Source organism: Telluria mixta, from assembly GCF_029223865.1.
GTDB lineage: Bacteria > Pseudomonadota > Gammaproteobacteria > Burkholderiales > Burkholderiaceae_D > Telluria > Telluria mixta.
In genome coordinates, this window is the sequence record NZ_CP119520.1 from 6,134,468 (window position 1) to 6,155,511 (window position 21,044).

At 66.5% G+C, this 21,044-nt stretch carries 22 protein-coding genes; 14 read left to right on the plus strand and 8 right to left on the minus strand.

Annotated features, from left to right (window positions below):
• The first annotated feature begins 49 nt into the window (after positions 1-49).
• From hpnD to P0M04_RS27060, 5 genes are all read left to right on the plus strand, one after another.
• Positions 50-883 carry a presqualene diphosphate synthase HpnD gene (gene hpnD / locus P0M04_RS27040; protein ID WP_259452697.1) on the plus strand — a complete coding sequence of 278 codons (834 nt, stop codon included), beginning with the start codon at positions 50-52 and terminating at the stop codon, positions 881-883.
• Complete coding sequence (gene hpnE, locus P0M04_RS27045) at positions 870-2,210, plus strand: hydroxysqualene dehydroxylase HpnE (protein ID WP_259452696.1); 1,341 nt, start codon at positions 870-872, stop codon at positions 2,208-2,210. Before hpnD ends, hpnE begins: the two co-directional genes overlap by 14 nt.
• A 132-nt stretch (positions 2,211-2,342) precedes the next feature.
• On the plus strand, positions 2,343-2,474 hold the full coding sequence (locus P0M04_RS27050; RefSeq protein WP_259452695.1) for a hypothetical protein: 132 nt from the start codon (positions 2,343-2,345) through the stop codon (positions 2,472-2,474).
• A 22-nt stretch (positions 2,475-2,496) separates the two neighbouring features.
• Positions 2,497-3,294: a DUF1700 domain-containing protein gene (locus tag P0M04_RS27055; protein ID WP_259452694.1), complete on the plus strand. Its 798-nt coding sequence runs from the start codon at positions 2,497-2,499 to the stop codon at positions 3,292-3,294.
• 7 nt (positions 3,295-3,301) lie between these two features.
• A complete protein-coding gene (locus P0M04_RS27060; RefSeq protein ID WP_259452693.1) occupies positions 3,302-4,120 on the plus strand; it encodes a head GIN domain-containing protein in 819 nt (272 codons plus the stop codon).
• On the opposite strand, the gene P0M04_RS27065 is transcribed toward P0M04_RS27060, so the two are convergent.
• Positions 4,095-5,342, minus strand: a complete 1,248-nt coding sequence (locus P0M04_RS27065; protein WP_259452692.1) for a TIGR03862 family flavoprotein — start codon at positions 5,340-5,342, stop codon at positions 4,095-4,097. The genes P0M04_RS27060 and P0M04_RS27065 overlap by 26 nt on opposite strands.
• A gap of 141 nt (positions 5,343-5,483) precedes the next feature.
• Between P0M04_RS27065 and P0M04_RS27070 the strand changes: the two genes are divergently transcribed.
• The 6 genes from P0M04_RS27070 to dctP all read left to right on the plus strand — a co-directional run bounded on the left by P0M04_RS27070 (position 5,484) and on the right by dctP (position 10,420).
• On the plus strand, positions 5,484-5,885 hold the full coding sequence (locus tag P0M04_RS27070) for a hypothetical protein (RefSeq protein WP_259452691.1): 402 nt from the start codon (positions 5,484-5,486) through the stop codon (positions 5,883-5,885).
• A complete protein-coding gene (locus tag P0M04_RS27075; RefSeq protein ID WP_259452690.1) occupies positions 5,882-6,085 on the plus strand; it encodes a helix-turn-helix transcriptional regulator in 204 nt (67 codons plus the stop codon). The genes P0M04_RS27070 and P0M04_RS27075 overlap by 4 nt, the downstream gene beginning before the upstream one ends.
• Positions 6,082-7,032: an alpha/beta fold hydrolase gene (locus P0M04_RS27080; RefSeq protein WP_259452689.1), complete on the plus strand. Its 951-nt coding sequence runs from the start codon at positions 6,082-6,084 to the stop codon at positions 7,030-7,032. The genes P0M04_RS27075 and P0M04_RS27080 overlap by 4 nt, the downstream gene beginning before the upstream one ends.
• A gap of 69 nt (positions 7,033-7,101) precedes the next feature.
• The gene (locus P0M04_RS27085; RefSeq protein ID WP_259452688.1) at positions 7,102-7,569 is read left to right on the plus strand and encodes an MgtC/SapB family protein; all 468 of its coding nucleotides are present in this window, start codon (positions 7,102-7,104) and stop codon (positions 7,567-7,569) included.
• Positions 7,570-7,678: 109 nt separating this feature from the next.
• Positions 7,679-9,043, plus strand: coding sequence for a M28 family peptidase (locus P0M04_RS27090; protein ID WP_259452687.1), 1,365 nt, complete (start codon positions 7,679-7,681; stop codon positions 9,041-9,043).
• Between the two features lie 357 nt (positions 9,044-9,400).
• Positions 9,401-10,420, plus strand: a complete 1,020-nt coding sequence (gene dctP / locus P0M04_RS27095; protein ID WP_259452686.1) for a TRAP transporter substrate-binding protein DctP — start codon at positions 9,401-9,403, stop codon at positions 10,418-10,420.
• 154 nt (positions 10,421-10,574) lie between these two features.
• On the opposite strand, the gene moaD is transcribed toward dctP, so the two are convergent.
• From moaD to P0M04_RS27125, 6 genes are all read right to left on the minus strand, one after another.
• The gene (gene moaD / locus P0M04_RS27100) at positions 10,575-10,832 is read right to left on the minus strand and encodes a molybdopterin converting factor subunit 1 (RefSeq protein WP_259452685.1); all 258 of its coding nucleotides are present in this window, start codon (positions 10,830-10,832) and stop codon (positions 10,575-10,577) included.
• Between the two features lie 8 nt (positions 10,833-10,840).
• Positions 10,841-12,049 (minus strand): molybdopterin molybdotransferase MoeA, encoded by a 1,209-nt coding sequence (locus P0M04_RS27105; protein WP_259452747.1) that lies wholly within the window; start codon positions 12,047-12,049, stop codon positions 10,841-10,843.
• Positions 12,050-12,072: 23 nt separating this feature from the next.
• A complete protein-coding gene (gene thrC, locus P0M04_RS27110) occupies positions 12,073-13,554 on the minus strand; it encodes a threonine synthase (protein WP_259452684.1) in 1,482 nt (493 codons plus the stop codon).
• Positions 13,555-13,700: 146 nt separating this feature from the next.
• Positions 13,701-15,077: an L-serine ammonia-lyase gene (locus P0M04_RS27115; RefSeq protein ID WP_259452683.1), complete on the minus strand. Its 1,377-nt coding sequence runs from the start codon at positions 15,075-15,077 to the stop codon at positions 13,701-13,703.
• Between the two features lie 192 nt (positions 15,078-15,269).
• Positions 15,270-16,232, minus strand: a complete 963-nt coding sequence (locus P0M04_RS27120) for an NAD-dependent epimerase/dehydratase family protein (protein WP_259452682.1) — start codon at positions 16,230-16,232, stop codon at positions 15,270-15,272.
• Between the two features lie 96 nt (positions 16,233-16,328).
• Positions 16,329-17,534, minus strand: a complete 1,206-nt coding sequence (locus tag P0M04_RS27125) for a glycine C-acetyltransferase (RefSeq protein ID WP_259452681.1) — start codon at positions 17,532-17,534, stop codon at positions 16,329-16,331.
• Positions 17,535-17,667: 133 nt separating this feature from the next.
• Here P0M04_RS27125 and P0M04_RS27130 point away from each other — a divergent pair, with 133 nt between their 5' ends.
• Positions 17,668-18,237: a helix-turn-helix domain-containing protein gene (locus P0M04_RS27130; protein WP_259452680.1), complete on the plus strand. Its 570-nt coding sequence runs from the start codon at positions 17,668-17,670 to the stop codon at positions 18,235-18,237.
• Between the two features lie 27 nt (positions 18,238-18,264).
• Here P0M04_RS27130 and P0M04_RS27135 read toward each other — a convergent pair whose 3' ends face one another.
• Positions 18,265-19,119 carry a helix-turn-helix domain-containing protein gene (locus P0M04_RS27135; RefSeq protein WP_259452679.1) on the minus strand — a complete coding sequence of 285 codons (855 nt, stop codon included), beginning with the start codon at positions 19,117-19,119 and terminating at the stop codon, positions 18,265-18,267.
• Between the two features lie 231 nt (positions 19,120-19,350).
• On the opposite strand from P0M04_RS27135, the gene P0M04_RS27140 reads away from it, so the two are divergent.
• Both P0M04_RS27140 and P0M04_RS27145 read left to right on the plus strand, forming a co-directional pair.
• Positions 19,351-20,223: a fumarylacetoacetate hydrolase family protein gene (locus P0M04_RS27140; protein WP_259452678.1), complete on the plus strand. Its 873-nt coding sequence runs from the start codon at positions 19,351-19,353 to the stop codon at positions 20,221-20,223.
• Between the two features lie 9 nt (positions 20,224-20,232).
• Positions 20,233-21,018 (plus strand): alpha/beta fold hydrolase, encoded by a 786-nt coding sequence (locus P0M04_RS27145; protein ID WP_259452677.1) that lies wholly within the window; start codon positions 20,233-20,235, stop codon positions 21,016-21,018.
• The last annotated feature ends 26 nt before the right edge of the window (positions 21,019-21,044 follow it).

Consider the following 21,044-nt stretch of genomic DNA (forward strand, 5'->3'; position numbering starts at 1 on the left):
AGCGGCCTTGCCCCATCGCGGACTTGCTCCGCGCAATAACAACCAAATTATGTCCCCCGACGAATACTGCCAACAAAAGACCGCGCAAAGCGGCTCCAGCTTCTACTACAGCTTCCTGTTCCTGCCGCCCGAGCGGCGCAGGGCGATCACGGCGCTGTACGCGTTCTGCCGGGAAGTCGACGACACGGTCGACGACGCGACCGACCAGTCGGTCGCGCGCATCAAACTCGCCTGGTGGCGCAACGAGGTCGCGCAGATGTACGGCGGCACGCCCACGCATCCCGTGATGCTGGCGCTGAAGCCGCACATCCAGCCGTACGACCTGAAACAGGAACACCTGCAGGCCATCATCGACGGCATGGAGATGGACCTCGACCAGTCGCGCTACCTCGATTACCCGAACCTGAAGAAATACTGCTGGCACGTGGCCGGCGTCGTCGGGATCCTGTCGGCCAGCATCTTCGGCATCACGAATCCGCAGACGCTGAAGTATGCGGAGACGCTGGGCCTCGCGTTCCAGCTCACGAACATCATCCGCGACGTGGGCGAAGACGCGCGCAAGGGCCGCATCTACCTGCCGGTCAACGAACTGCAGCAATTCAACGTGACGGCGGCCGACCTTTTGAACGCGCGCCACAGCGAGAAATTCGAAGCGCTGATGAAATTCCAGGCCGAACGCGCGCAGAAGCTGTACGACGACGCGTTCGCGCTGCTGCCCAAGGAAGACCGGCGCGCCCAGCGCCCCGGCCTCATGATGGCCGCCATCTACCGCACGCTGCTCGACGAGATCGAGCGCGACGGCTTCCACGTCCTCACCCAGAAGATCTCCCTGACGCCGCTGCGCAAGCTGTGGCTCGCGTGGAAGACGTATGTCCGCGGATAAGAAGCGACAGGTCGCGGTCGTCGGCGGCGGCTGGGCCGGCTGCGCAGCGGCCGTCGCCCTGCTGGACGCGGGCTGCGACGTCACCCTGTTCGAAGCCGCCCGTACGCTGGGCGGCCGCGCCCGCGCCATCGAGACGAACGGGCGCCTGCTCGACAACGGCCAGCACATCATGCTGGGCGCCTATACGGACACGTTGCGCCTGATGCGCCGCGTGGGCGTCGATCCGAAACGGGCGCTGTTGCGGCTGCCGCTGCAGATGCGCTACCCGGCCGGCGACGAGGGCATGGACTTCGTCGCGCCGCGCCTGCCCGCGCCGCTGCACATGCTCGTCGCGCTGCTGCGCGCCCGCGGCCTGGACCGCGCCGACAAGCTGGCCCTCGCCCGCTTCAAGACGACCGCCCGCTGGATGGGCTGGCAACTGCACAACGATTGCACCGTGGCGGAACTGCTCGTCCGCTACGACCAGACCGAACGCCTGAATCGCCTGATGTGGCGCCCGCTGTGCCTCGCCGCGCTGAACACGCCGCCGGAACGCGCATCGGCGCAGGTGTTTCTCGCCGTGTTGCGCGACAGCCTGGGCGCGAAACGGGCCGCATCCGACATGCTGATCCCGCGCGTGCTGCTGGACGCCCTGTTCCCGCAGGCGGCGCGCCGCTACCTGGAAAGCCGCGGCGCCGTCGTGCACACGGGCCGCCGCATCGATGCGCTCAGCCCGGACGGTGGCACGTGGATCGTACGCGCGGGTGCCGACACGCACACGTTCGATGCCGTCGTGCTGGCGGCCCCACCCTGGCAGGCAGCGGCCCTGCTGCGGTCTCTCGACGGCACCGCCGGCATCGTCTCCCGGCTCGATGCGCTGGACTACGAGCCGATCGCCACCGTGTACCTGCAATACGCGGCCGGCGTGTGCCTGCCGCTGCCGTTCTGCGCGCTGGCCGATGCGCCGCGCGATAACCGCTGGGGCCAGTTCGTATTCGACCGCGGCCAGCTCGATCCCGGCCAGGACGGTTTATTGGCCGTCGTGATCAGCAGCGCGGATCCGGCCGGGGACATCGGCCAGGAAGCGCTGGCGGCCAGCGTGGCGGCCCAGTTGGCCGCCGCGTTCGCGCAGCCGGCGCTGGCATCTCCCCAGTGGACCCGCGTCATCACGGAAAAGCGCGCCACGTTCGCGTGTACGCCCGCGCTGGACCGCCCGGCCAACACGACGGGCCTGGCCGGGCTCGCGCTGGCGGGCGACTATACGGCTTGCGACTACCCCGCCACGCTGGAGGCGGCCGTGCGCAGCGGGGTGGCCGCGGCGGCCGTCATTACAGGGAGTAAACGCTGATGCATGCCCGCCGGTCATCCCGCCGGGGCGCGCCCTACGCCGCGAATTCCGCAGCCTGTCGCACACCGGTGGCGCGCGCCATCCCGGATCCGTACAGTGTCAACATCGAAACAAGTGTTGGCGGAAATGCAAATGAATATCCATCTCGGCTTGCGTACCCTTGCCCTGCTGGCCGTCGTGGCGGCCGCGACGCTCATCCTTGTCCACCCGGGCGGCGCGGCCGATCCGACGCTGAATGCCATGCTGTTGCTTGGTCGAAATTAATAGGGCCCTGCCAGGAGTAACGATGGGCAAACTGGAATACCTCGAGGCGCTCAAGCGGGCCATGCTCGGCCTGCCTCCCGACGTCCAGGCCAAGACGCTGGCCTATTACGAGCAGCGCTTCGTCGACGGCGTGGCCGCCGGACGGGGCGAGCCGGACGTGGCGCGCGAGCTCGACGATCCGACGAAGATCGCCATGACCCTGCGCGCCAACGCCCACCTGAACGCGTTCACTGAGAAGAAGAACCCGGCCAACGTGCTGCGCGTGGCCGTCTCCGCCGTCGGCCTGGCCATCTTCAACCTGTTCATGATCGTGCCGGCGATGGTCTACTCGGCGCTGCTGTTCGCGCTGTACGTGTGCGCGCTGACGTTCTACCTGGCCGGCATCGCGACGACGGCGAGCGGCCTGGCCGGCGCCAACGAACTCGTACTGGACTGGCCGAGCCGCTTCGTCACCATCGACGACGACGGGCGCGGACGCCAGATGCGCATCGAGATCGGCAGCCACGGGATCAACGTCACGCAGGAGCGCCCGCAGATCGCGGACCCGCTGCCGCCCGCGGACCCGGACGCCGACGCCGGCCGGAGCAGCCGCCTCGAACGTTCGCGCGCGGTACGGGGCGCCGAGGCGCTCGCGGACAGCACGGTGCGCATCAGCACGGAAATGGACGCGGAATCGCGCACGACGCAGACCCTGTTCGGCTTCGGCCTCGTGCTGGGCGGGATCGCCCTGTTCCTGCTGTCCCTCGTGATCACGCGCTATACCTTCATCGGCCTGAAGCGCTACATCCAGATGAACCGTTCCCTGCTCAAGGGGAGCTGAGGCCACCATGCGCGCGTTACTCAAGATCGGCTTCACCCTGCTCGTCATCGCCTTCCTGCTGATCGGCGTCTCCTACAGCATGCTGCGGGCCCACGGCACGAATGGCCCGTCCAACCCGGGCAGCCGCCTCCTCACCACGGAACGCCGCCCGCTCGACCAGGCTGTTGCGAAGGTCGACCTGTCCGGCCCCGTCAACCTCACCCTGCGCCAGGGTCCGGCGCCGTCGCTCGAAGTGCGCGGCGAGCAGCGCCTGCTGGCCAATATCGACACGACCGTCGACGGCGACATGCTGCACATCGGCCCGCGCGGCATCCTGCTGCGCCACCGCACGCCGATCGAGGTGACCGTCACCCTGCCATCGCTCGAATCCCTCAGCATCAACGGCAGCGGCGAGCACACCGTGAGCGGCTTCGCCGGCGACCACCTCGACGTCGCACTGGACGGGTCCGGTCGCATGCGCTTCAACGGCCGCTACCGCGAGATCATGGCCGCGATCCACGGCAACGGCGACATGGAACTGACGGGCGGGACGAGCGACACGGTGGATGCCGCCGTCATCGGCAGCGGCCGCCTCACGCTGGTGGGTTCGACGCGCGCGCTGCACGCCGAACTGCGCGGCTCCGGCGACCTGGATGCGCGCCACCTGCGCGCCGACGAGGTCGACCTCGCCCAGCAGGGTTCCGGCGACAGCGCCGTGTATGCCCGCAAGCGCCTGCATGCGGACCTGACCGGCAGCGGCGAGGCGCGCGTGTTCGGCAATCCGGACGAACGCTCCGTCAGCCGCAACGGCAGCGCGACCGTCAGCTTCGACGACAAGCGGGATTGAGCAGCCACTCCAGTGCCGCGCGTCCCGCGGCGCGCCCGCTGCCGAAGCAGGCCGTCAACAGATAGCCGCCGGTCGGCGCTTCCCAGTCGACCATCTCGCCGGCCACGAACACGCCGGGGAGCGCGCGCAGCATGGCGCCGTCGAGCGCGTCGAAGCGCACGCCGCCCGCGCTGCTGATCGCTTCGTCGATCGGGCGCGGACGTTTCAACACGAGCGGCAGGGCCTTCAGTGCCCGCGCCACCTTCAACGGGTCGGCGTAATCGGCCTTGCCCAGGCACTCGTGCAGCAGCCCCGATTTCACGCCCTTGATGCCAAGACGGCTTTGCAGATGGCTGGACATCGAGCGCGTGCCGCGCGGCCGCATCACTTCGTCCAGCACACGCTGCGGGTCGTGGTCCGGCAACAGGTCCAGCAATACGGTCGCCTGGCCGTCCTGCGCGATGCGGTCGCGGATCCCGGCCGACAGCGCGTACACGAGGCTGCCCTCGATACCGGTCGCGGTGACGACGAACTGGCCCTTGCGGAACGGGCCGCCCGCCAGCGCCAGCGCGACCGTTGTCAGCGGCGCGCCGGCGTGACGCTCCGCGAAGTGATCCGACCAGTCGGCGTCGAAGCCGCAGTTGGCCGGCACGAGGGGCGCCAACTCCACACCACGGTTGGTGAGCAGCGGGACCCACGCACCGTCGGACCCGAGCCGCGCCCAGCTCGCGCCGCCCAGGGCAAGCACGGTTGCGGCGCCCGACGCATCCACGGTCGTCGTGCCGCCGGGCGTGTCGAACGCCAGCGCACCGTCGCGCCAGCCGGTCCAGCGGTGGCGCATATGGAACATGACGCCCGCCTCGCGCAACCGGTGCAGCCAGGCGCGCAGCAGCGGCGCGGCCTTCATGTCGGTCGGAAACACGCGGCCCGACGTCCCGACGAACGTGTCGACGCCCAGTCCGTGGATCCATTCGCGCAGCTGCGCCGGTGGGAATGCGTCCACCCACGGCTTCACCGCGCCGGCGCGCGCGCCATAGCGCCCGATGAACGCGTCGTAGGGTTCCGCATGCGTGATGTTCATGCCGCCCTTGCCGGCCAGGAGGAATTTGCGGCCGACGGACGGCATCGCATCGTACAGGTCCACGTGCGCGCCGCCCGCGGACAGCATCTCGGCCGCCATCAGGCCGGCGGGGCCGCCGCCGATGACGATGGCGTGGGGACGGGTTTCGGTGGGGTGGGACATGGCGGTAGCGGGAGGGAAACGAGAAAACGCGGAGGCGAGCATTGTAGTCGAACAAGCGCCAAAAATGGATGTAAAGGAAGCTTGACATCGATCCGGAGCCGGCCTACGATGTAAAGCATACTTTACATGAGGAGGTATGCAATGCATGAGAAACGTGTCGCCCGGGCCTACCGCATCGATTTGTGGACGGCCATCGCCGTGTATGTCGTGCTGCTCGTGGCGTCGATCCGCTACGGCCGCCCCATGGACGACGGCCTGCTGCGCACCATCGTGCTGCTGGCGCCGATGATCGGCTTCGGCCTGATGATCCGCGCCATCGCGCGCCACGTCGCGCGCATCGACGAATACCAGCGGATGCGTCTGCTGGAGACCCTGGCGCTCGCGTTCGGGATCACCGGCGCGGTCACATTCAGCTACGGCTTCCTCGAAACCGCGGGCTTCCCGAAGCTGTCGATGTTCAGCGTCTGGATGGTCATGGGTGCCAGCTGGGGTGTCGCGAGCCTCGTGCGCGGTCTGGCCGCACGCCGGGCACTCCAGTCATGAAGAACACCATCCGCGACCTGCGCGCGGCGCGCGGCTGGAGCCAGGCGCACCTGGCCGAGCTGCTGGATGTCTCGCGCCAGACCGTCATCGCCATCGAGACGGGCCGCTACGACCCGAGCCTGCCGCTGGCCTTCGCGCTCGCGAAACTCTTCGAACAACCGATCGAAACCATCTTCTTCCCGGACCAGGAGACCGCATGAACATCTTCCGCAACAAAGCCCTATTCGCCGCCATCGCCGTCACGCTGTGCATGAGCGCCGGCCACCACAGCCGCGCCGCCGACGCCGCGCCGGCACCGAACCGCTTCGCCGCCACCATCGCGCCGGCCGAGCGCTTCGACGTGGGCGGCGTGCTGGTCGAACGCCATGGCGGCAAGGGACGCCCGCTGATCCTGATCCCCGGCCTGGCGAGCGGCAGCTGGGTGTGGCAGGACACGATCCGCGCATTCGCGCCCGACCACGCGGTCTACGTACTGACCCTGCCCGGCTTCGACGGCCGCCCGCCGGCCGGCCCGGCCCCGTTCGCCGCGGCGCGCGCCGCGGTCGAGGAACTGATCGCGAGCCGCCGGCTCGAGAAACCCGTCATCGTGGGCCACAGCCTGGGCGGCATCCTCGCGCTCGCGGTCGCCGAGGACAAGCCGGCGCTGGTCGGCGGCATCGTCAGCATCGACGGCCTGCCCGTGATGCCCGGCGCGGAAGACATGACGCCGCCCCAGCGCGCCCAGTTCGCCGAGCGGATGCGCGCCCAGGTCGGCACGCAGGCCCCGGACCGGTTCGCGCAACAGCAGCAGGGCTATATGCGTACGATCGGCGTGATGGACATGGCCAGGGCCGATGCGCTGGCCCAGCTGACGGCGCGCAGCGATCCGGCGTCCGTCGGCACCTGGGCCGCCGACGTGGTGACCGTGGACCTGCGCCCCGGCCTGAAATCGATCCAGGCGCCGGTGCTGGCCATCGTGCCCTACCTGGACCTGGACAGCAGCCAGCAGGGCCTCACGCCCGCCGCCAAGGCCGACTACTACCGCGCGCTGATGGAAGGCACGCCGAAGCTGCAGGTGGTGACGGTCGCGCCGGCGCGCCACTTCGCGATGTTCGACCAGCCGCAGGCCGTCACCGCCGCGATCCGTACGTTCCTCGGCACGTTATGAGCGCGCGGCCGTGCGCCGCCGAGCGGCCCGGGCTGGCATCATGACGCTCATCGGCAGAGAGGAGACGGCATGACCTGGGACGACGTGTGGAGCACGGTACGCGAGGAATTCACCGACATCGGCGACGGCGCGGGCATCGTGCGCATCGTCGTGCGCCTGCTGGTGGCGGTGGTGCTCGGCGGGGTGCTGGGCTGGGAGCGCGAATCCGTCGGCGCGCCCGCGGGCCTGCGCACGCACATGCTCGTGTCGCTGGGCTCCGCGCTGTTCGTGCTGATTCCGCTGCAGGCCGGCATGAAGATGGAAGACCTGTCGCGCGTGCTGCAGGGCGTCACGGCCGGCATCGGCTTCCTCGGGGCCGGCGCGATCCTCAAGCAACGGGACCGCAACGACGTGCGCGGCCTCACGACGGCGGCCAGCATCTGGCTCACGGCCGCACTCGGCGTCGCGGCGGGCATGGGCCGCGAAGCGACGGCACTGCTGTCCACGTTGTTCGCCCTCGTCATCCTCGCCATGCTGCGGCGCTGGTCCAAGACGTGACGGTGTAAAGATTTCCCGGTTTGCCGCCGTCGGGTACAGTGCATGGCGGCGACGCCCGCGCATCCGCACGTCGCCCTTCATACAAAAAGCCCAACCGGCAAGGAGTCCCATGCACCCCGTTCACAAGACCACCCTCCCCATCCTGCTGCTGCTCGGCGCCGGCGTCCACGCCGCGCCGCTCACGGACGCCACGCTGCCCGCGCGCCAGGCCGACGTCGACGCCATCGTGCGCGAGATCTCGCCGCAGCGCATCCACGCCTACGTGGAAAAACTCGTGAGCTTCGGCACGCGCCACACGATGTCCGAGACGGAGTCAAGCACGCGCGGCATCGGCGCGGCGCGGCGCTGGATCAAGGCCGAACTGGAACGCTGCGGCGCCGGCAAGCTGGACGTGCAGTTCCAGAGCCACGTCCACCCCGTCGCCAACCGCATCTCGCGCCCGACCGAAATCGTCAACGTGGTGGCGACCCTGCCCGGCACGCAGGCGGCATCGAAGGATCGCTACTACGTCGTCAGCGGCCATTACGATTCGCGCGTGACCGACGTGATGAATTACACGGCCGACGCGCCGGGCGCCAACGACGACGCCTCCGGCACCGCGGCCGTCATCGAGATGGCGTGCGTGATGTCGCGCCACAAGTTCGACGCCTCGCTCGTGTTCATGACCGTCGCGGCGGAAGAGCAAGGCCTGTACGGCTCCGGCGACTACGCGGCGAAGGCGAAAGCGGCCGGCATGAACATCGCGGGCATGCTCAATAACGACATCATCGGCAGCTCGCACGACGAGAACGGCAAGCTGGATAACGCGGAAGTGCGCCTGTTCGCGGAAGGCGTCCCGCCCGTGAAGGAGACGACGCCGGCGCTGCGCACCTTGCTCCAGACGGGCGGCGAGAACGACTCGATCACGCGCCAGCTGGCGCGCCACGTCAAGGAGACGGGCGAGCGCTATGTCCCGGACTTCAAGGTGAACATCATCTACCGGCGCGACCGCTACCTGCGCGGCGGCGACCACAGCCCGTTCCTCGACGCCGGCTACGCGGCCGTGCGCTTCACGGAACCGCACGAGGACTTCAACCACCAGCACCAGGACCTGCGGACGGAAAACGGCAAGAAGATCGGCGATCTCGTCGAATACGTCGATCCGGAGTACGTGGCCCAGGTCGCGCGGGTGAACGCGGCGTCGCTGGCATCGCTCGCGCTGGCGCCGGCCGCCCCGCAGGACGTCAAGGTGAAAACGGCGAACCTCGACAACGGCACGGACCTCGTGTGGAAGGCGAACACGGAACCCGACCTGGCCGGCTACCGCATCGTGTGGCGCGACACGACGGCACCGCAGTGGCAGGGCTCGAAATTCGTCGGCAACGTCACGACGTACCGCGTCGACCTGTCGAAGGACAACCTGCTGTTCGGCGTGCAGGCCGTCGACAGGGACGGCAACGTGAGCCCGGCCACGTATCCGTTCCCCGCCCGCTGATCCTTCCTGTCATGCACGGCGCATGACGCGCCTTGCATGGTCTGTCAAAAAACGCCGGCGACCGTCCGGCCATCTGCGTAACATTCGCGGCGTCGCAGCACGCCGCACTTCAGATCCAGCGCAAACCGGTTCGACTCTGCGCCGCGATACTGCGCCCTTCATTCCGCTCTTTTTCGGCCTGTCTTTATGCTGCGCCGCATGGTTTTTTGGCGCAATATTTTCTTGACAAGCAAACTGCTGAGCCTATTCTTATAGGCTACAAAATGTAAAAAGCTCGAACGATGTACGCCCAAGGCGGTCGTCAAGAGGCGTCCACGATTCGTAAGGTAGTCCGCAATATCATCTTGGAGGATGTGTATGTCGGTTATCACCCGTAGGACAATGCTGGTTGGAATTGCGGCCAGTCCGCTCTTGTTGCACGCTGCATGGGCCCAGCCCACGAACCTCAAGATTTCCCATCAATTCCCCGGCGGCAGTGTCGCCGAAGGTGATTTCCGCGACCGCCTGTGCCGCATGTTCGCGGCCGAGACGGAACGGCGGACCAAAGGAAGAGTCAAATTCTCGATCTACCCGCGCTCGACCCTCATGAAGAGCGATGCGCAGATCCCCGCGCTGGCCAAGGGCGCGCTCGACATCTCGCTGGTGCCGCTGTCGTACGCCGGTGCCGACCTGCCCGAAGTGAACATCGGCCTGATGCCCGGCCTCGTCACGTCGTACGAGCAGGGTTATGCCTGGAAAAACGAAGAGATCGGCAAGGAATTCAACCGCATGCTGGCCGACAAGGGCTTGATCATGCTGAGCTGGATCTGGCAGGCGGGCGGCATGGCGTCGCGCGGGAAGCCGATCGTCGACCCCGAGGACGCCGCCGGCCTGAAGGTGCGCGGCGGCTCGCCCGAAATGGACATGATCCTCAAGGAAGCCGGCGCCACCGTCGTCTCGATGCCGTCGAACGACATCAAGAGCGCGATGGAAAAGGGCCAGCTCGACGCGGCAATGACCTCGTCCTCGTCGCTGATCTCGTTCCGGCTCGATGAAGTGAGCAAGTCCGTGACGACCGCGCGCGGCGGCACGTACTGGTTCATGCTGGAGCCGCTGCTGATGTCGCGCGCCGCCTTCGAGCGCCTGCCGAAAGACCAGCAGGCCGTGCTGCTGTCCGTGGGCGCCGACCTGGAAGCGTTCGCGCGCAAGTCGGCCCAGCAGGACGACGCGGCCGTGGCCGCGCTGTTCCAGGGTGCCGGCGGCCGTACCGTGGACCTGAGCCAGGACTCGCTGCGCAAATGGCAGGAGCTCGCGCGCGCCACCGCGTGGCGCGACTATGGCGAGCGCAATGCCAATTGCGCGAAATTGCTGGCGTTGGCGGAGAAGACGATCGTCTGAGCGACCACGCAAAGCAAAACCGTCGTTCCCGCGAAGGCGGGAACCCAATTCCGTAGCGTCGCCGTTAAGCGTGCAGTACTGCAGGCTTAAATTGGGCCCCCGCCTGCGCGGGGGCGACGTTGTTCGGCAGTAGCGGCCGTTACAGCTGTGCCATTTAGCCGCCAGTAACCGGCGGGAAGAACGCCACTTCCCCGCCTTCCTGCACCGGCATCCCCGGCTCGCACATCACATGGTTGAACGCCATGCGCAGCGCACGCTCGTGCGCGAGGGCGTCCGCCCATGCGCCGCCGCGGGCGATCAGGAAATCGCGCACGGCGCCCACGGTCGCCACGTCCGCCGGCAGGTCGACCGACTCGCCCGAACTGCCGACGGCTTCACGCACGCTGGCAAAGAATTTCAAATTGATCTTCATGACATCTCTCAGTACTGCAGCGACGCGAACGGAATGAAGCGCACGATGTCGCCCTTCGCGATCGCCTGGCCCGGCGGATTGTCGATCAGGCCGTCGGCCCATACCGTCGACGTGAGCACGCCGGAGCCCTGGTTCGGGAACAGGTCCAGCCCGCCGGCGTCGTTGATGCGGGCGCGCAGGAATTCATTGCGGCGGTCCGGCTTCGTCCAGTCGAAATCCGCGCGCAGCGGAATCGCCTTCGGTGCAGCAGCACCCGTCACGCCCTGCAGGCGCAGCAGGAACGGCCGCACGAACAGCAGGAACGTGATGAAGCTCGAGACCGGATTGCCCGGGAGGCCGAGGAAGAACGCACTGCCCTGGCCATCGCGATGCACTTCGCCGAACGCGAGCGGCTTGCCCGGCTTGACGGCGATCTGCCACATGTTCAGGCGCCCTTCCGCTTCCACGGCCGGCTTGATGTGGTCCTCCTCGCCGACGGAGACGCCGCCCGACGTGATGATCAGGTCGTGCTGTGCGGCCGCGGCACGCAGGGTGTCGCGCGTGGCCTGCAGCGAATCGGGCACGATGCCGTAGTCGCTGATCTCGCAGCCGAGGTTTTCCAGCAGGCCGCGCAAGGTAAACCGGTTCGAGTTGTAGATGGCGCCCGGCGCCAGCGGCTCGCCCGGCATCGCCAGTTCGTCGCCCGTGAAGAACACGGCCACGCGCACGCGCCGGCGCACAGGCAGGCGCGCGACGCCGACGGAAGCCGCCAGTCCCAGCTCCTGGCCGCGCAGCCGCGTACCGGCCGGCAGGATCACGCTGCCCGCGACGATGTCCTCGCCGGTGCGGCGGATCCATTCGCCCGGCTGCGGCGTGTGCTTCACGGTGACCTGGTCGCCGTCAGCTTCACACTGCTCCTGCATCACGACGGCATCCGCGCCTTCCGGAATCAGTGCGCCCGTGAAGATGCGGGCGGCGGTGCCCGGCTCCAGCTTCTGGCCCACCGTACCGGCCGGAATGCGCTGGGCGATGCGCAAGGTGGCCGAGCCGCTCGCGCAATCGGCCGCGCGGACGGCGTAACCATCCATCTGCGTGTTGTCCGCGGACGGCACGTTCAAGCCCGACACCTGGTCGACGGCGAGCACGCGGCCGTTGGCGGCGAGCGTGTCGACTTCCTCGACGCCGTCGACGGCACGTGCCGCCGCCAGCAGGAAATCCAGCGCTTCCCGCACCGGCATCAGGGGCTTGCGTGCCGGCTGGTTCACTTGTCCAGCCCCGTGTGCGCCGCGATGAACTGCTTCATCTCGGCGACGTTCGGCTGCATGACGACGAAGCGCTGCGGCAGCGACTCGATGTCCTCGAAGCCGGCCGGACGCGCGGCGTCGGTGCCCAGCGCTTCCAGGATCGTCTCGTTGAACTTGGCGGCCAGTGCCGTCTCCAGCACGATCATCGGCACGCCCGGCTCCACGTGTTCGCGCGCGACCTTGATGCCGTCGGCCGTGTGCGTGTCGATGGTGATGCCGTAGTCGTCGAACACGTCGCGGATCGTCGCGAGGCGGTCTTCGTGCGTCGAGCAGCCCGACTGGAAGCCGTAGTTGGCCACCAGATTGAACTCGTCGCCGTCGCTGCCCGGCGCGCCGGACAGGTCGAAGCCGCCGTGCGTGTCGACCTTGCGGAACAGCGCATGCGTGCGGTCCGCGTCGCGGCCGACGAGGTCGTACACGAAGCGCTCGAAGTTCGATGCCTTCGAGATGTCCATCGACGGGCTCGACGTGTGGTACGTCTCGGACGATTTACGGACGCGGTACACGCCGGTGCGGAAGAATTCGTCCAGCACATTGTTTTCGTTCGTCGCGACGACCAGCTTCGCGATCGGCAGGCCCATCATGCGCGCAATGTGGCCGGCGCAGATATTGCCGAAGTTGCCCGACGGGACGGTGAACGACACTTTCTGGTCGTTCGACGTCGTCGCGCTGAGGTAGCCGCGGAAGTAGTACACGACCTGCGCGACGACGCGCGCCCAGTTGATCGAATTCACGGTGCCGATCTTCTGGCGGACCTTGAATTCGAGGTCGTTCGACACGGCCTTGACCATGTCCTGGCAATCGTCGAACACGCCTTCGACGGCGATGTTGAAGATGTTCGGGTCCTGCAGGCTGAACATCTGCGCGGTCTGGAACGCGCTCATCTTCTTGTGCGGCGACAGCATGAACACGCGGATGCCGCGCTTGCCGCGCATCGCGTATTCGGCCGCGCTGCCCGTGTCGCCGGACGTGGCGCCAAAGATGTTCAGCTCGTCGCCGTTCTTCGCCAGCGCGTATTCGAACAGGTTGCCCAGCAACTGCATCGCCATGTCCTTGAAGGCCAGCGTCGGACCGTTCGACAGGCCTTGCAGGATCAGCGTGCGCTCCGGCGACTGTTCCAGCACGCGCAGCGGCGTGATCTGGCTTGCGGACTCGTCGGCGCGGGCGTTCCGGTAGACCTCGGGGGTGTACGTCTTCGCCGTCAGGGCCTTCAGGTCGGCGTCCGGAATGTCGGTCGCGAACTTGCGCAGGATCTCGTACGCGAGTTCCGCGTACGACAGGGTGCGCCAGGCGTCGAGCTCGGCGCCGGTTACCTGCGGGTACTGTTCGGGCAGATACAACCCGCCGTCCGGCGCCAGGCCGCCCAGCAGGATGTCGGAAAAGTGTTGGGGATTACGTGCTGCGGACGCGCTCGTTGCGCGGGTGGACACATATTGCATACGGTAGAAAAGATCGGAGTTGGCTGGCGTTGGATATTTATTATAGTCCGGACGAGCAATATTGTCTTTTTACCGAATATTGTTTTGTTATTTCGTTGGAAAATGATGCACTGCAATGCGGTGGGCAGGAAAGCCCACCGTTTGCATCAGCATGCGGCGTGATTCACCGTCACCACATGGATCGCCAGACCACCCAGCGACGTCTCCTTGTACTTGGCCTGCATGTCTAAGCCAGTCTGGCGCATCGTCTCGATGACGTCGTCCAGGCTGACGAAGTGCGTCCCATCGCCCTTCATCGCCAGCGACGCCGCCGTGATGGCCTTGATCGCACCCATGCCGTTGCGCTCGATGCACGGGATCTGCACGAGGCCGCCGATCGGGTCGCACGTCATGCCGAGATGGTGTTCGATGCCGATCTCGGCCGCGTTTTCGATCTGGCCGTTGGACCCGCCCAGCGCCGCGACGAGGCCCGCCGCCGCCATCGCGCACGCGACGCCCACCTCGCCCTGGCACCCGATCTCGGCGCCCGAGATGGACGCGTTCTTCTTGCACAGCATGCCGATCGCGGCCGCCGTCAGCAGGAAATCGTGGATGCCGCGCCGTGCGTCGCTCGGGCGGCAATCCTCGGCGTAGTAGCGCAGCACGGCCGGAATGATGCCGGCCGCGCCGTTCGTCGGCGCCGTCACCACCCGGCCGCCGGCCGCGTTTTCTTCGTTGACGGCCATCGCATACAGGCTGACCTGGTTGACCGCGTCGTGCGGCAGGTGGTTCGTCGCATTGCGTCCCGCCTGCTCCTGGCGCCACAGCTTCGCGGCGCGGCGCTTGACGTTCAGGCCGCCCGGCAGCTCCCCTTCCGTGACGAGACCATGCTCGATGCAGCCGCGCATCACTTCCCAGATGCGGTCCAGGCCCGCCTCCAGCGCGTCGTTCGTCATGCGCGCGCACTCGTTGGCGCGCAGCATGGCGGGAATCGTCAGGCCGTCGCGGGTGCCCTGCTCCAGCAGCTCGCGCATCGTGGAGAACGGGAACGGCACCGCGACCGTCTCGCGCGCCGCCTGCGTTTCGCCGGGGGCCGTGATGAACCCGCCGCCGATCGAGTAATAGATCCGTTCGATGACGCTGCCGTCCGCCAGTTTCAGGATGAAGCGCATGCCGTTCGGGTGGCCCGGCAACGTCGACTGCTTGTGCCATACGAGGCCCGTGCCGCGGGCGAACGGCACGGGTTTTACGCCGAGCAGGTTCAGCACGCCGTCCAGTTCCGCTTCCGCGAGCTTGTTCTCGACCGTGTCCGGATCCACGTCCTGCGGCGTCTCGCCCATCAGGCCGAGGATTACGGCCTTGTCGGTGGCGTGGCCGATGCCCGTCAGCGCCAGCGAACCGTATAAATGCGCTTCGACGCCGACCGCGTCGTCCAGCGGACCGCATTCGATGAGGAAGCGGCGCGCGGCCACCATCGGGCCGACGGTGTGCGAGCTGGATGGGCCGATGCCGATCTTGAAAAGGTCAAATACGCTCATGTCCATGAGCTGTCTCCTTGTTGTGTAGGGGGCTGTTCGAACGTCTCGTGGACGCTGCCCTCAAAAAGCGTCATTCCCGCGGAAGCGGGAATCCATACTGAATCGGCAATGCCAGCTCAGCTTGGATTCCCGCCTTCGCGGGAATGACGGTGCATATGTTGTCCACTTATGGTGAATCCACACATGCGCATAGTGTACTCAAGCCGCCTTGCTCAACCCGACATCGACATTGGCCAGCATGTCCTCGACCATCTCGTCGACCTCGACGCGCGCCTTCCAGCCCCAGTCCGCGGTCGCGCGGCTGTCGTCCAGGCTCTTCGGCCAGGAATCGGCGATCTGCTGGCGGCTGTCCGGCTGGTAAGCGATGCGAAAGGCCGGCAGTTTTTTCTGGATCGCGGCAGCCAGTTCGCGCGGGTTGAACGACACGCCGGCCACGTTGTACGAGGAACGGATGACGACCTGCTCCGCCGGCGCGTCCATCAGCTCGATGGTGGCGCGGATCGCGTCCGGCATGTAGATCATCGGCAGCGTCGTTTCCGGGCCGAGGAAGCATTCGTAGGTCTCGCCGCGCAGCGCCGCGTGGAAGATGGCGATCGCGTAGTCCGTCGTGCCGCCGCCCGGAGGCGATTTGTAGCTGATGATGCCGGGGTAGCGGATGCTGCGCACGTCCACGCCATATTTCGCATGGTAGTACTCGCACAGGCGCTCGCCGGCCAGCTTGCTGATGCCGTAGATCGACGTCGGATCCATGATCGTGGTCTGCGGCGTGGCTTCCGCCGGCGTATTCGGGCCGAACGCGGCGATCGACGACGGCCAGAAGACCTTCAGCGGCTTGCCCGATTCTCCCCGCTCGCGCGCGATCTCGAGGATGTTCAGCAGGCCGTCCATGTTCAGCGTCCACGCCTTCAAAGGCGCCTTTTCGCCCGTGGCCGACAGCAGCGCCGCCAGCTGGTACACCTGGGTGACGTCTTCGTCGGCGATCAGGCTGGCCACCGCGTCCTTGTCGAGCACGTCGACGCGCACGTAGCGCGCGGCGCCGTAGACGTTGTCCGTGCCGATATCCGCTGCGATCACGTTGGCCGCGCCGTGCTGCGCCGCGAGGGCGGTCACCAGTTCACTGCCGATCTGGCCGTTGGCGCCGATGATGAGGATGCGTTCCATGCTGAGTTCCTTACTCTTTGCGGCTTCGTGAGCCTGTCCCCGGCGCCCCGCTTCGTGGGCGGCGCATCCGGTCGATCGATGATCCCGCCGCCCCGTTCAGGCGGCCTTGATGATGCCCAGTTCGCGGCCGGCCTGTTCGAACGCGCCCAGTACCTTGTCCAGCTGTTCGCGGGTATGCGCGGCCGACAGCTGCACGCGCACGCGCGCCTGGCCCATCGGCACCACGGGATAGAAGAAGCCCGACAGCAGCACGCCCAGTTCGAACATGCGGGCGGCGAATTTCTGCGCGACGGGCGCCTCGAACAGCATCACCGGCACCACCGGGTGCGTGCCCGGCTTGATGGTGAAGCCGATGCGCTCGATCTCACGGCGGAAGTGGGCGGTGTTCTCGTGCAGGCGGTCGCGCAGTTCCGTCGACTTGCTGATGCGGTCCAGCACCGCGAGCGACGCGCCCGCGATCATCGGCGCCAGCGTGTTCGAGAACAGGTAGGGACGCGATTTCTGGCGCAGCGTCTCGATGACTTCCTTGCGGCCGGACGTGAAACCGCCCATGGCGCCGCCCAGCGCCTTGCCGAGGGTGCCCGTGATGATGTCGATCTTGCCGATCACGCCGCAGTGCTCGTGCGTGCCGCGGCCCGTCCTGCCCATGAAGCCGGAGGCGTGCGACTCGTCGATCATCGTCAGCGCGCCGTACTTCTCGGCCAGCGCCACGATCCTGTCCAGTTGCGCGATCGTGCCGTCCATCGAGAACACGCCGTCCGTGACGATGATCTTGTGGCGCTTGCCCGCCTCGGTCGCGGCCTGCAGCTGCTTTTCCAGGTCGGCCATGTCGTTGTTGGCATAGCGGTAGCGCGCAGCCTTGCACAGGCGGACGCCGTCGATGATCGAGGCGTGGTTCAGGGCGTCCGAGATGATCGCGTCGTTCTCGTCGAACAGCGGTTCGAACACGCCGCCGTTGGCGTCGAACGCGGCGGCGTACAGGATCGTGTCTTCCGTGCCGAGGAACTCCGACAGCTTCTTCTCGAGTTCCTTGTGCACCGTCTGCGTGCCGCAGATGAAGCGCACGGACGACAGGCCGTAGCCGTATTTCTGCAGCGCGGCTTCGGCCGCCTTCTGGGTCTCGATGTCGCCCGACAGGCCGAGGTAGTTGTTGGCGCACATGTTGATCAGGGTGCGGCCATCGTCGGCGACCACTTCGGCGCCCTGGCGCGAGGCGAGCACGCGTTCGGGCTTGAACAGGCCTTCGGTCTTGAGCGTGTCGAGTTTCTGCTGAAGGCCGCTATAGAATGCTTGATCGCTCATGTTTCCTCGTCCTTGTCGTTGGCGAATGGTATAGTGTGGATTCGTTCGATGTATGGAACTTGTTCTATATTTCGAACAGAAATTCAATATATTGAATATTACTCCCAGCCATTGAACTTGGCAAGCAAGCTCCATGAACAACAATACCAGTGCCCCGCCGGAAGTCGGCGCCACCCTGCAACGGCTGCGACTCGCACGCGGCCTGACCCTGGAAGACCTGTCGCGCATCGCCGGCGTCTCGAAATCGATGCTGTCGCAGATCGAACGCGAAAAAGCCAACCCTACCATCGCCATCACGTGGCGCCTGGCCAATGCGCTCGGCGTGCAGATCGGCGAACTGCTGTCGTCCGAAGTGCGTCCGGTCGACCTGATCCGTGTCGTCGACGCCCACGAAATCCCCACCCTGCCCGGCAGCCACGCCGGCTACTCGCTGCGCATCCTGGGACCGATGGACCTTGCCGGCAAGTATGAATGGTATGAACTGACGTTGCAGCCGGGCGGCGAACTGGCGTCGCAGGCGCACGATCCTGGTACCAACGAGCATTTGACCGTGGTAACTGGGACGGTGGAACTAGAGGTCGGGGCCGAGAAGCGAAAAATCAAGCACGGCGCGACGGCGCGTTATCCGGCCGACCAGAATCATGTCATCCGGAATCCTGGGAAGACGGAGGCGAAGGCGTTGCTGGTCGTCGTGCACCGGTAAAAGGTTTTTCCAGGCAAGTATTTGGGCTCAGCCCGCCAGCCCTGTCACGGTTGCCGGCGTCGCGCCGCTCGCCGCACGGCGGAAGGTGGAAGGCGACACCCCGGTGTGTTCCTTGAAAAACCGGGAAAAGTTACTCGGCGCCGAAAAGCCGAGATCCAGGGCGACGTTCGTCAGCGATGCGCGTTCGCGAATCAGGCGCCGCATGGCTTCTTCCACCCTGACGGCGCTCCAGAAGACCTGGGGCGTCGTATTGAGCTGGTCGCGGAACAGCGTAAAGAGATGGGCTCGCGACAGCCCGACGCGCGCGGCGATGTCGTCCAGCGCGAGTTTTTCGCTGACGTGGGTACGCATCAGTGCAATTGCCGCCCGCAGGCGATGATCGATCAGGGGCGGTAGCAGTGGTTTGGCATCCGGTGCGCGCGCCTGGGTCACCGCATCGATGGCGGCAATAATCAGCCGTTCCACCAAATCATCCAGCGTGTTCTGTGACTCGTCTCCGGAGAAGATGAGATCGAGGACCTGCCAGCAAGCCTGGCGCAATGCGGCGTCGATCGGAATCCGGGGCGAAGGAAAAACAAAGGGCCGGCCAGTGACGCGGCGCCGCTCGTTCAGCCAGGTTCGTGAAATCATGAATACCAGGAATACCGCAGGTCCGCTCTCGTCGAGCAAGACCATGTCGTGCGATTCGTTGGCGTTCGACCCCAGACCGGTGTTCTCGCCATAGAGCACGGTTTCGGTCCCGACGGTGGCACGGGCTTTTGCTCCACCCAGCCAGAACACGATCTGCGATTCGGAATGGGAGTGCGCAACGAGGTCGCTGCCCGCCTCCAGCACGATCGCCTGGCCAAACGCGCCTTCGCGGAATGCGTATGCCTCTGCCATTGCATGTCTCCTCGCCGGTCTTTCCGGTCATCTTGTGATCCGATTTTAATGCCGGCGATAGTGATGACGGGCATTCGTCGAAAATATATCAGACGCATTGATAAGCGCCCGAATACGTTGATAAGCCCGCCCATCGCACGATAAGCAATGCTTGTTCTTCATTCGTAGACTCCCCGGACGGTCACTTGCTGCGCATGAGGCGCAGTCGAAGACCCCTTTCGGAGGAATCACATGCAACTCGCAACATATCAATTCGACGGCCGCCGTTTTGTCGGACTCGTCAGCGACGACCGGCAGTCGGTCACCGCGCTGGACCTGCCGCAAAATGTGGCCGCGACCGGCGTCCTTGCCGTCATCGAACTGTTGGCACAAGGCGAAGCGCTGCCGCCGGCGTCGGGCCCGGCGCTGCCGCTCGCCTCGGTCCGGATCGAGGCGCCGTTGCCAAAGCCGCGCCGTAATCTCTGGTGCGTCGGACGGAACTACCATGCCCATGCCAAGGAATTGCAGACGTCCGTCTTCAAGGACAACGATGCCAACCCGGAATCGTGGCCGATCGTCTTCACCAAGGTGCCGGAATGCGTGGTCGGCCCGACCGACGACATCACGCTGCCGGGCGCCGCGATTTCCGAACAGATCGACTACGAAGCCGAGCTGGCGGTCGTCATCGGCAAGGGCGGCAAGAACATTTCACGCGCGAATGCGATGGAACACGTGTTCGGCTACACCGTCGTCAACGACATCACGGCCCGCGACGTCCAGATGCGCCACCAGCAGTGGGACATGGGCAAGTCCTTCGATACCTTCTGCCCGATGGGCCCGTGGATCGTCACCGCCGACCAGCTCGACGGTACCAGCACGCGCGTGCGCTGCTGGGTCAACGGCGAACTGCGCCAGGAAGGCCCGACCGAAAACCTGATCTTCGATATCCCGACCTTGATCGAAACCATCTCGCGCGGCATCACCCTCTACCCCGGCGACGTGATCGCGACCGGCACCCCGGCCGGCGTGGGCATGGGGATGAAGCCGCCGCGCTTCCTCTCGGCAGGCGATGTCGTGCGGATCGAGGTCGATGGCATCGGCGCGATCGAAAACAGGTTCGCATAAGGAGCGGCCATGACGACTCACCTGATCGAAGGCCTGGCCGTCGAAGTCGAGGGCGATGGCCCTGCCATCGTCTGCGTGCACGGCCTGGGCGGAACCAGCAATACCTGGACACCGCTGTTGCCGGCCCTGCGGGGCCGCAGGATCGTCCGCATCGACCTGCCCGGGAGCGGCCGCTCGGCAAGCATTGCCGGCGAGCTCAGCATCGGCAGCATGGCGGATGCCGTGGAGGCCGTATGCCGCCACCTTGACGTCACCGCAGCCGTGTTCCTGGGACATTCGATGGGCACCATCGTCTGCCAGCACGTCGCGACCCGGAATCCGTCGCTGGTCACGGGGCTTGCGTTGTTCGGCCCGCTGCTGTGCCCGCCGGATGCGGGACGCCCCGGCATCCTGGCGCGGGCCGACAAATCGGCGACGGGGGGTATCGCGGCCCTCCAGGAAATCGCCGACGCCATCGTGGCGGCTGCGACGTCGCGCGAAACCCGGGAAACCCGACCCGCCGTTCTGGCACTGGTGCGCGAGAGCGTGATGCGCCAGACGCCGCACGGGTATGCGCAGAGCTGCGCCGCACTCGCCGGCGCGCAAGCGGCGCCGATCGACCAGATCAAGGTGCCGACCCTGCTGGTGACTGGCGACCAGGATGGTGTGGCGCCGCCTGCCGCCGTCGACGCCATGGCGGGGCGCATCGAAGGCAGCCGCATGGTCGTGCTGGCCGGCTGCGGTCACTGGACCCCATTCGAGAAGCCGCTGGAATGTGCGCGCGAGCTCGATCAATTTTTACGTCCCGCCAATTAAGCCCTTCCGGGGCGCCGAGGAGACAG

Excerpts from the sequence above, each read along its gene's own strand:
- hpnD (WP_259452697.1), top strand. The coding sequence starts at position 50 with ATGTCCCCCGACGAATACTGCCAACAAAAGACCGCGCAAAGCGGCTCC.
- hpnE (WP_259452696.1), top strand. The coding sequence starts at position 870 with ATGTCCGCGGATAAGAAGCGACAGGTCGCGGTCGTCGGCGGCGGCTGG.
- P0M04_RS27050 (WP_259452695.1), top strand. The coding sequence starts at position 2,343 with ATGAATATCCATCTCGGCTTGCGTACCCTTGCCCTGCTGGCCGTCGTG.
- P0M04_RS27055 (WP_259452694.1), top strand. The coding sequence starts at position 2,497 with ATGGGCAAACTGGAATACCTCGAGGCGCTCAAGCGGGCCATGCTCGGC.
- P0M04_RS27060 (WP_259452693.1), top strand. The coding sequence starts at position 3,302 with ATGCGCGCGTTACTCAAGATCGGCTTCACCCTGCTCGTCATCGCCTTC.
- P0M04_RS27065 (WP_259452692.1), bottom strand. The coding sequence starts at position 5,342 with ATGTCCCACCCCACCGAAACCCGTCCCCACGCCATCGTCATCGGCGGC.
- P0M04_RS27070 (WP_259452691.1), top strand. The coding sequence starts at position 5,484 with ATGCATGAGAAACGTGTCGCCCGGGCCTACCGCATCGATTTGTGGACG.
- P0M04_RS27075 (WP_259452690.1), top strand. The coding sequence starts at position 5,882 with ATGAAGAACACCATCCGCGACCTGCGCGCGGCGCGCGGCTGGAGCCAG.
- P0M04_RS27080 (WP_259452689.1), top strand. The coding sequence starts at position 6,082 with ATGAACATCTTCCGCAACAAAGCCCTATTCGCCGCCATCGCCGTCACG.
- P0M04_RS27085 (WP_259452688.1), top strand. The coding sequence starts at position 7,102 with ATGACCTGGGACGACGTGTGGAGCACGGTACGCGAGGAATTCACCGAC.
- P0M04_RS27090 (WP_259452687.1), top strand. The coding sequence starts at position 7,679 with ATGCACCCCGTTCACAAGACCACCCTCCCCATCCTGCTGCTGCTCGGC.
- dctP (WP_259452686.1), top strand. The coding sequence starts at position 9,401 with ATGTCGGTTATCACCCGTAGGACAATGCTGGTTGGAATTGCGGCCAGT.
- moaD (WP_259452685.1), bottom strand. The coding sequence starts at position 10,832 with ATGAAGATCAATTTGAAATTCTTTGCCAGCGTGCGTGAAGCCGTCGGC.
- P0M04_RS27105 (WP_259452747.1), bottom strand. The coding sequence starts at position 12,049 with ATGCCGGTGCGGGAAGCGCTGGATTTCCTGCTGGCGGCGGCACGTGCC.
- thrC (WP_259452684.1), bottom strand. The coding sequence starts at position 13,554 with ATGCAATATGTGTCCACCCGCGCAACGAGCGCGTCCGCAGCACGTAAT.
- P0M04_RS27115 (WP_259452683.1), bottom strand. The coding sequence starts at position 15,077 with ATGGACATGAGCGTATTTGACCTTTTCAAGATCGGCATCGGCCCATCC.
- P0M04_RS27120 (WP_259452682.1), bottom strand. The coding sequence starts at position 16,232 with ATGGAACGCATCCTCATCATCGGCGCCAACGGCCAGATCGGCAGTGAA.
- P0M04_RS27125 (WP_259452681.1), bottom strand. The coding sequence starts at position 17,534 with ATGAGCGATCAAGCATTCTATAGCGGCCTTCAGCAGAAACTCGACACG.
- P0M04_RS27130 (WP_259452680.1), top strand. The coding sequence starts at position 17,668 with ATGAACAACAATACCAGTGCCCCGCCGGAAGTCGGCGCCACCCTGCAA.
- P0M04_RS27135 (WP_259452679.1), bottom strand. The coding sequence starts at position 19,119 with ATGGCAGAGGCATACGCATTCCGCGAAGGCGCGTTTGGCCAGGCGATC.
- P0M04_RS27140 (WP_259452678.1), top strand. The coding sequence starts at position 19,351 with ATGCAACTCGCAACATATCAATTCGACGGCCGCCGTTTTGTCGGACTC.
- P0M04_RS27145 (WP_259452677.1), top strand. The coding sequence starts at position 20,233 with ATGACGACTCACCTGATCGAAGGCCTGGCCGTCGAAGTCGAGGGCGAT.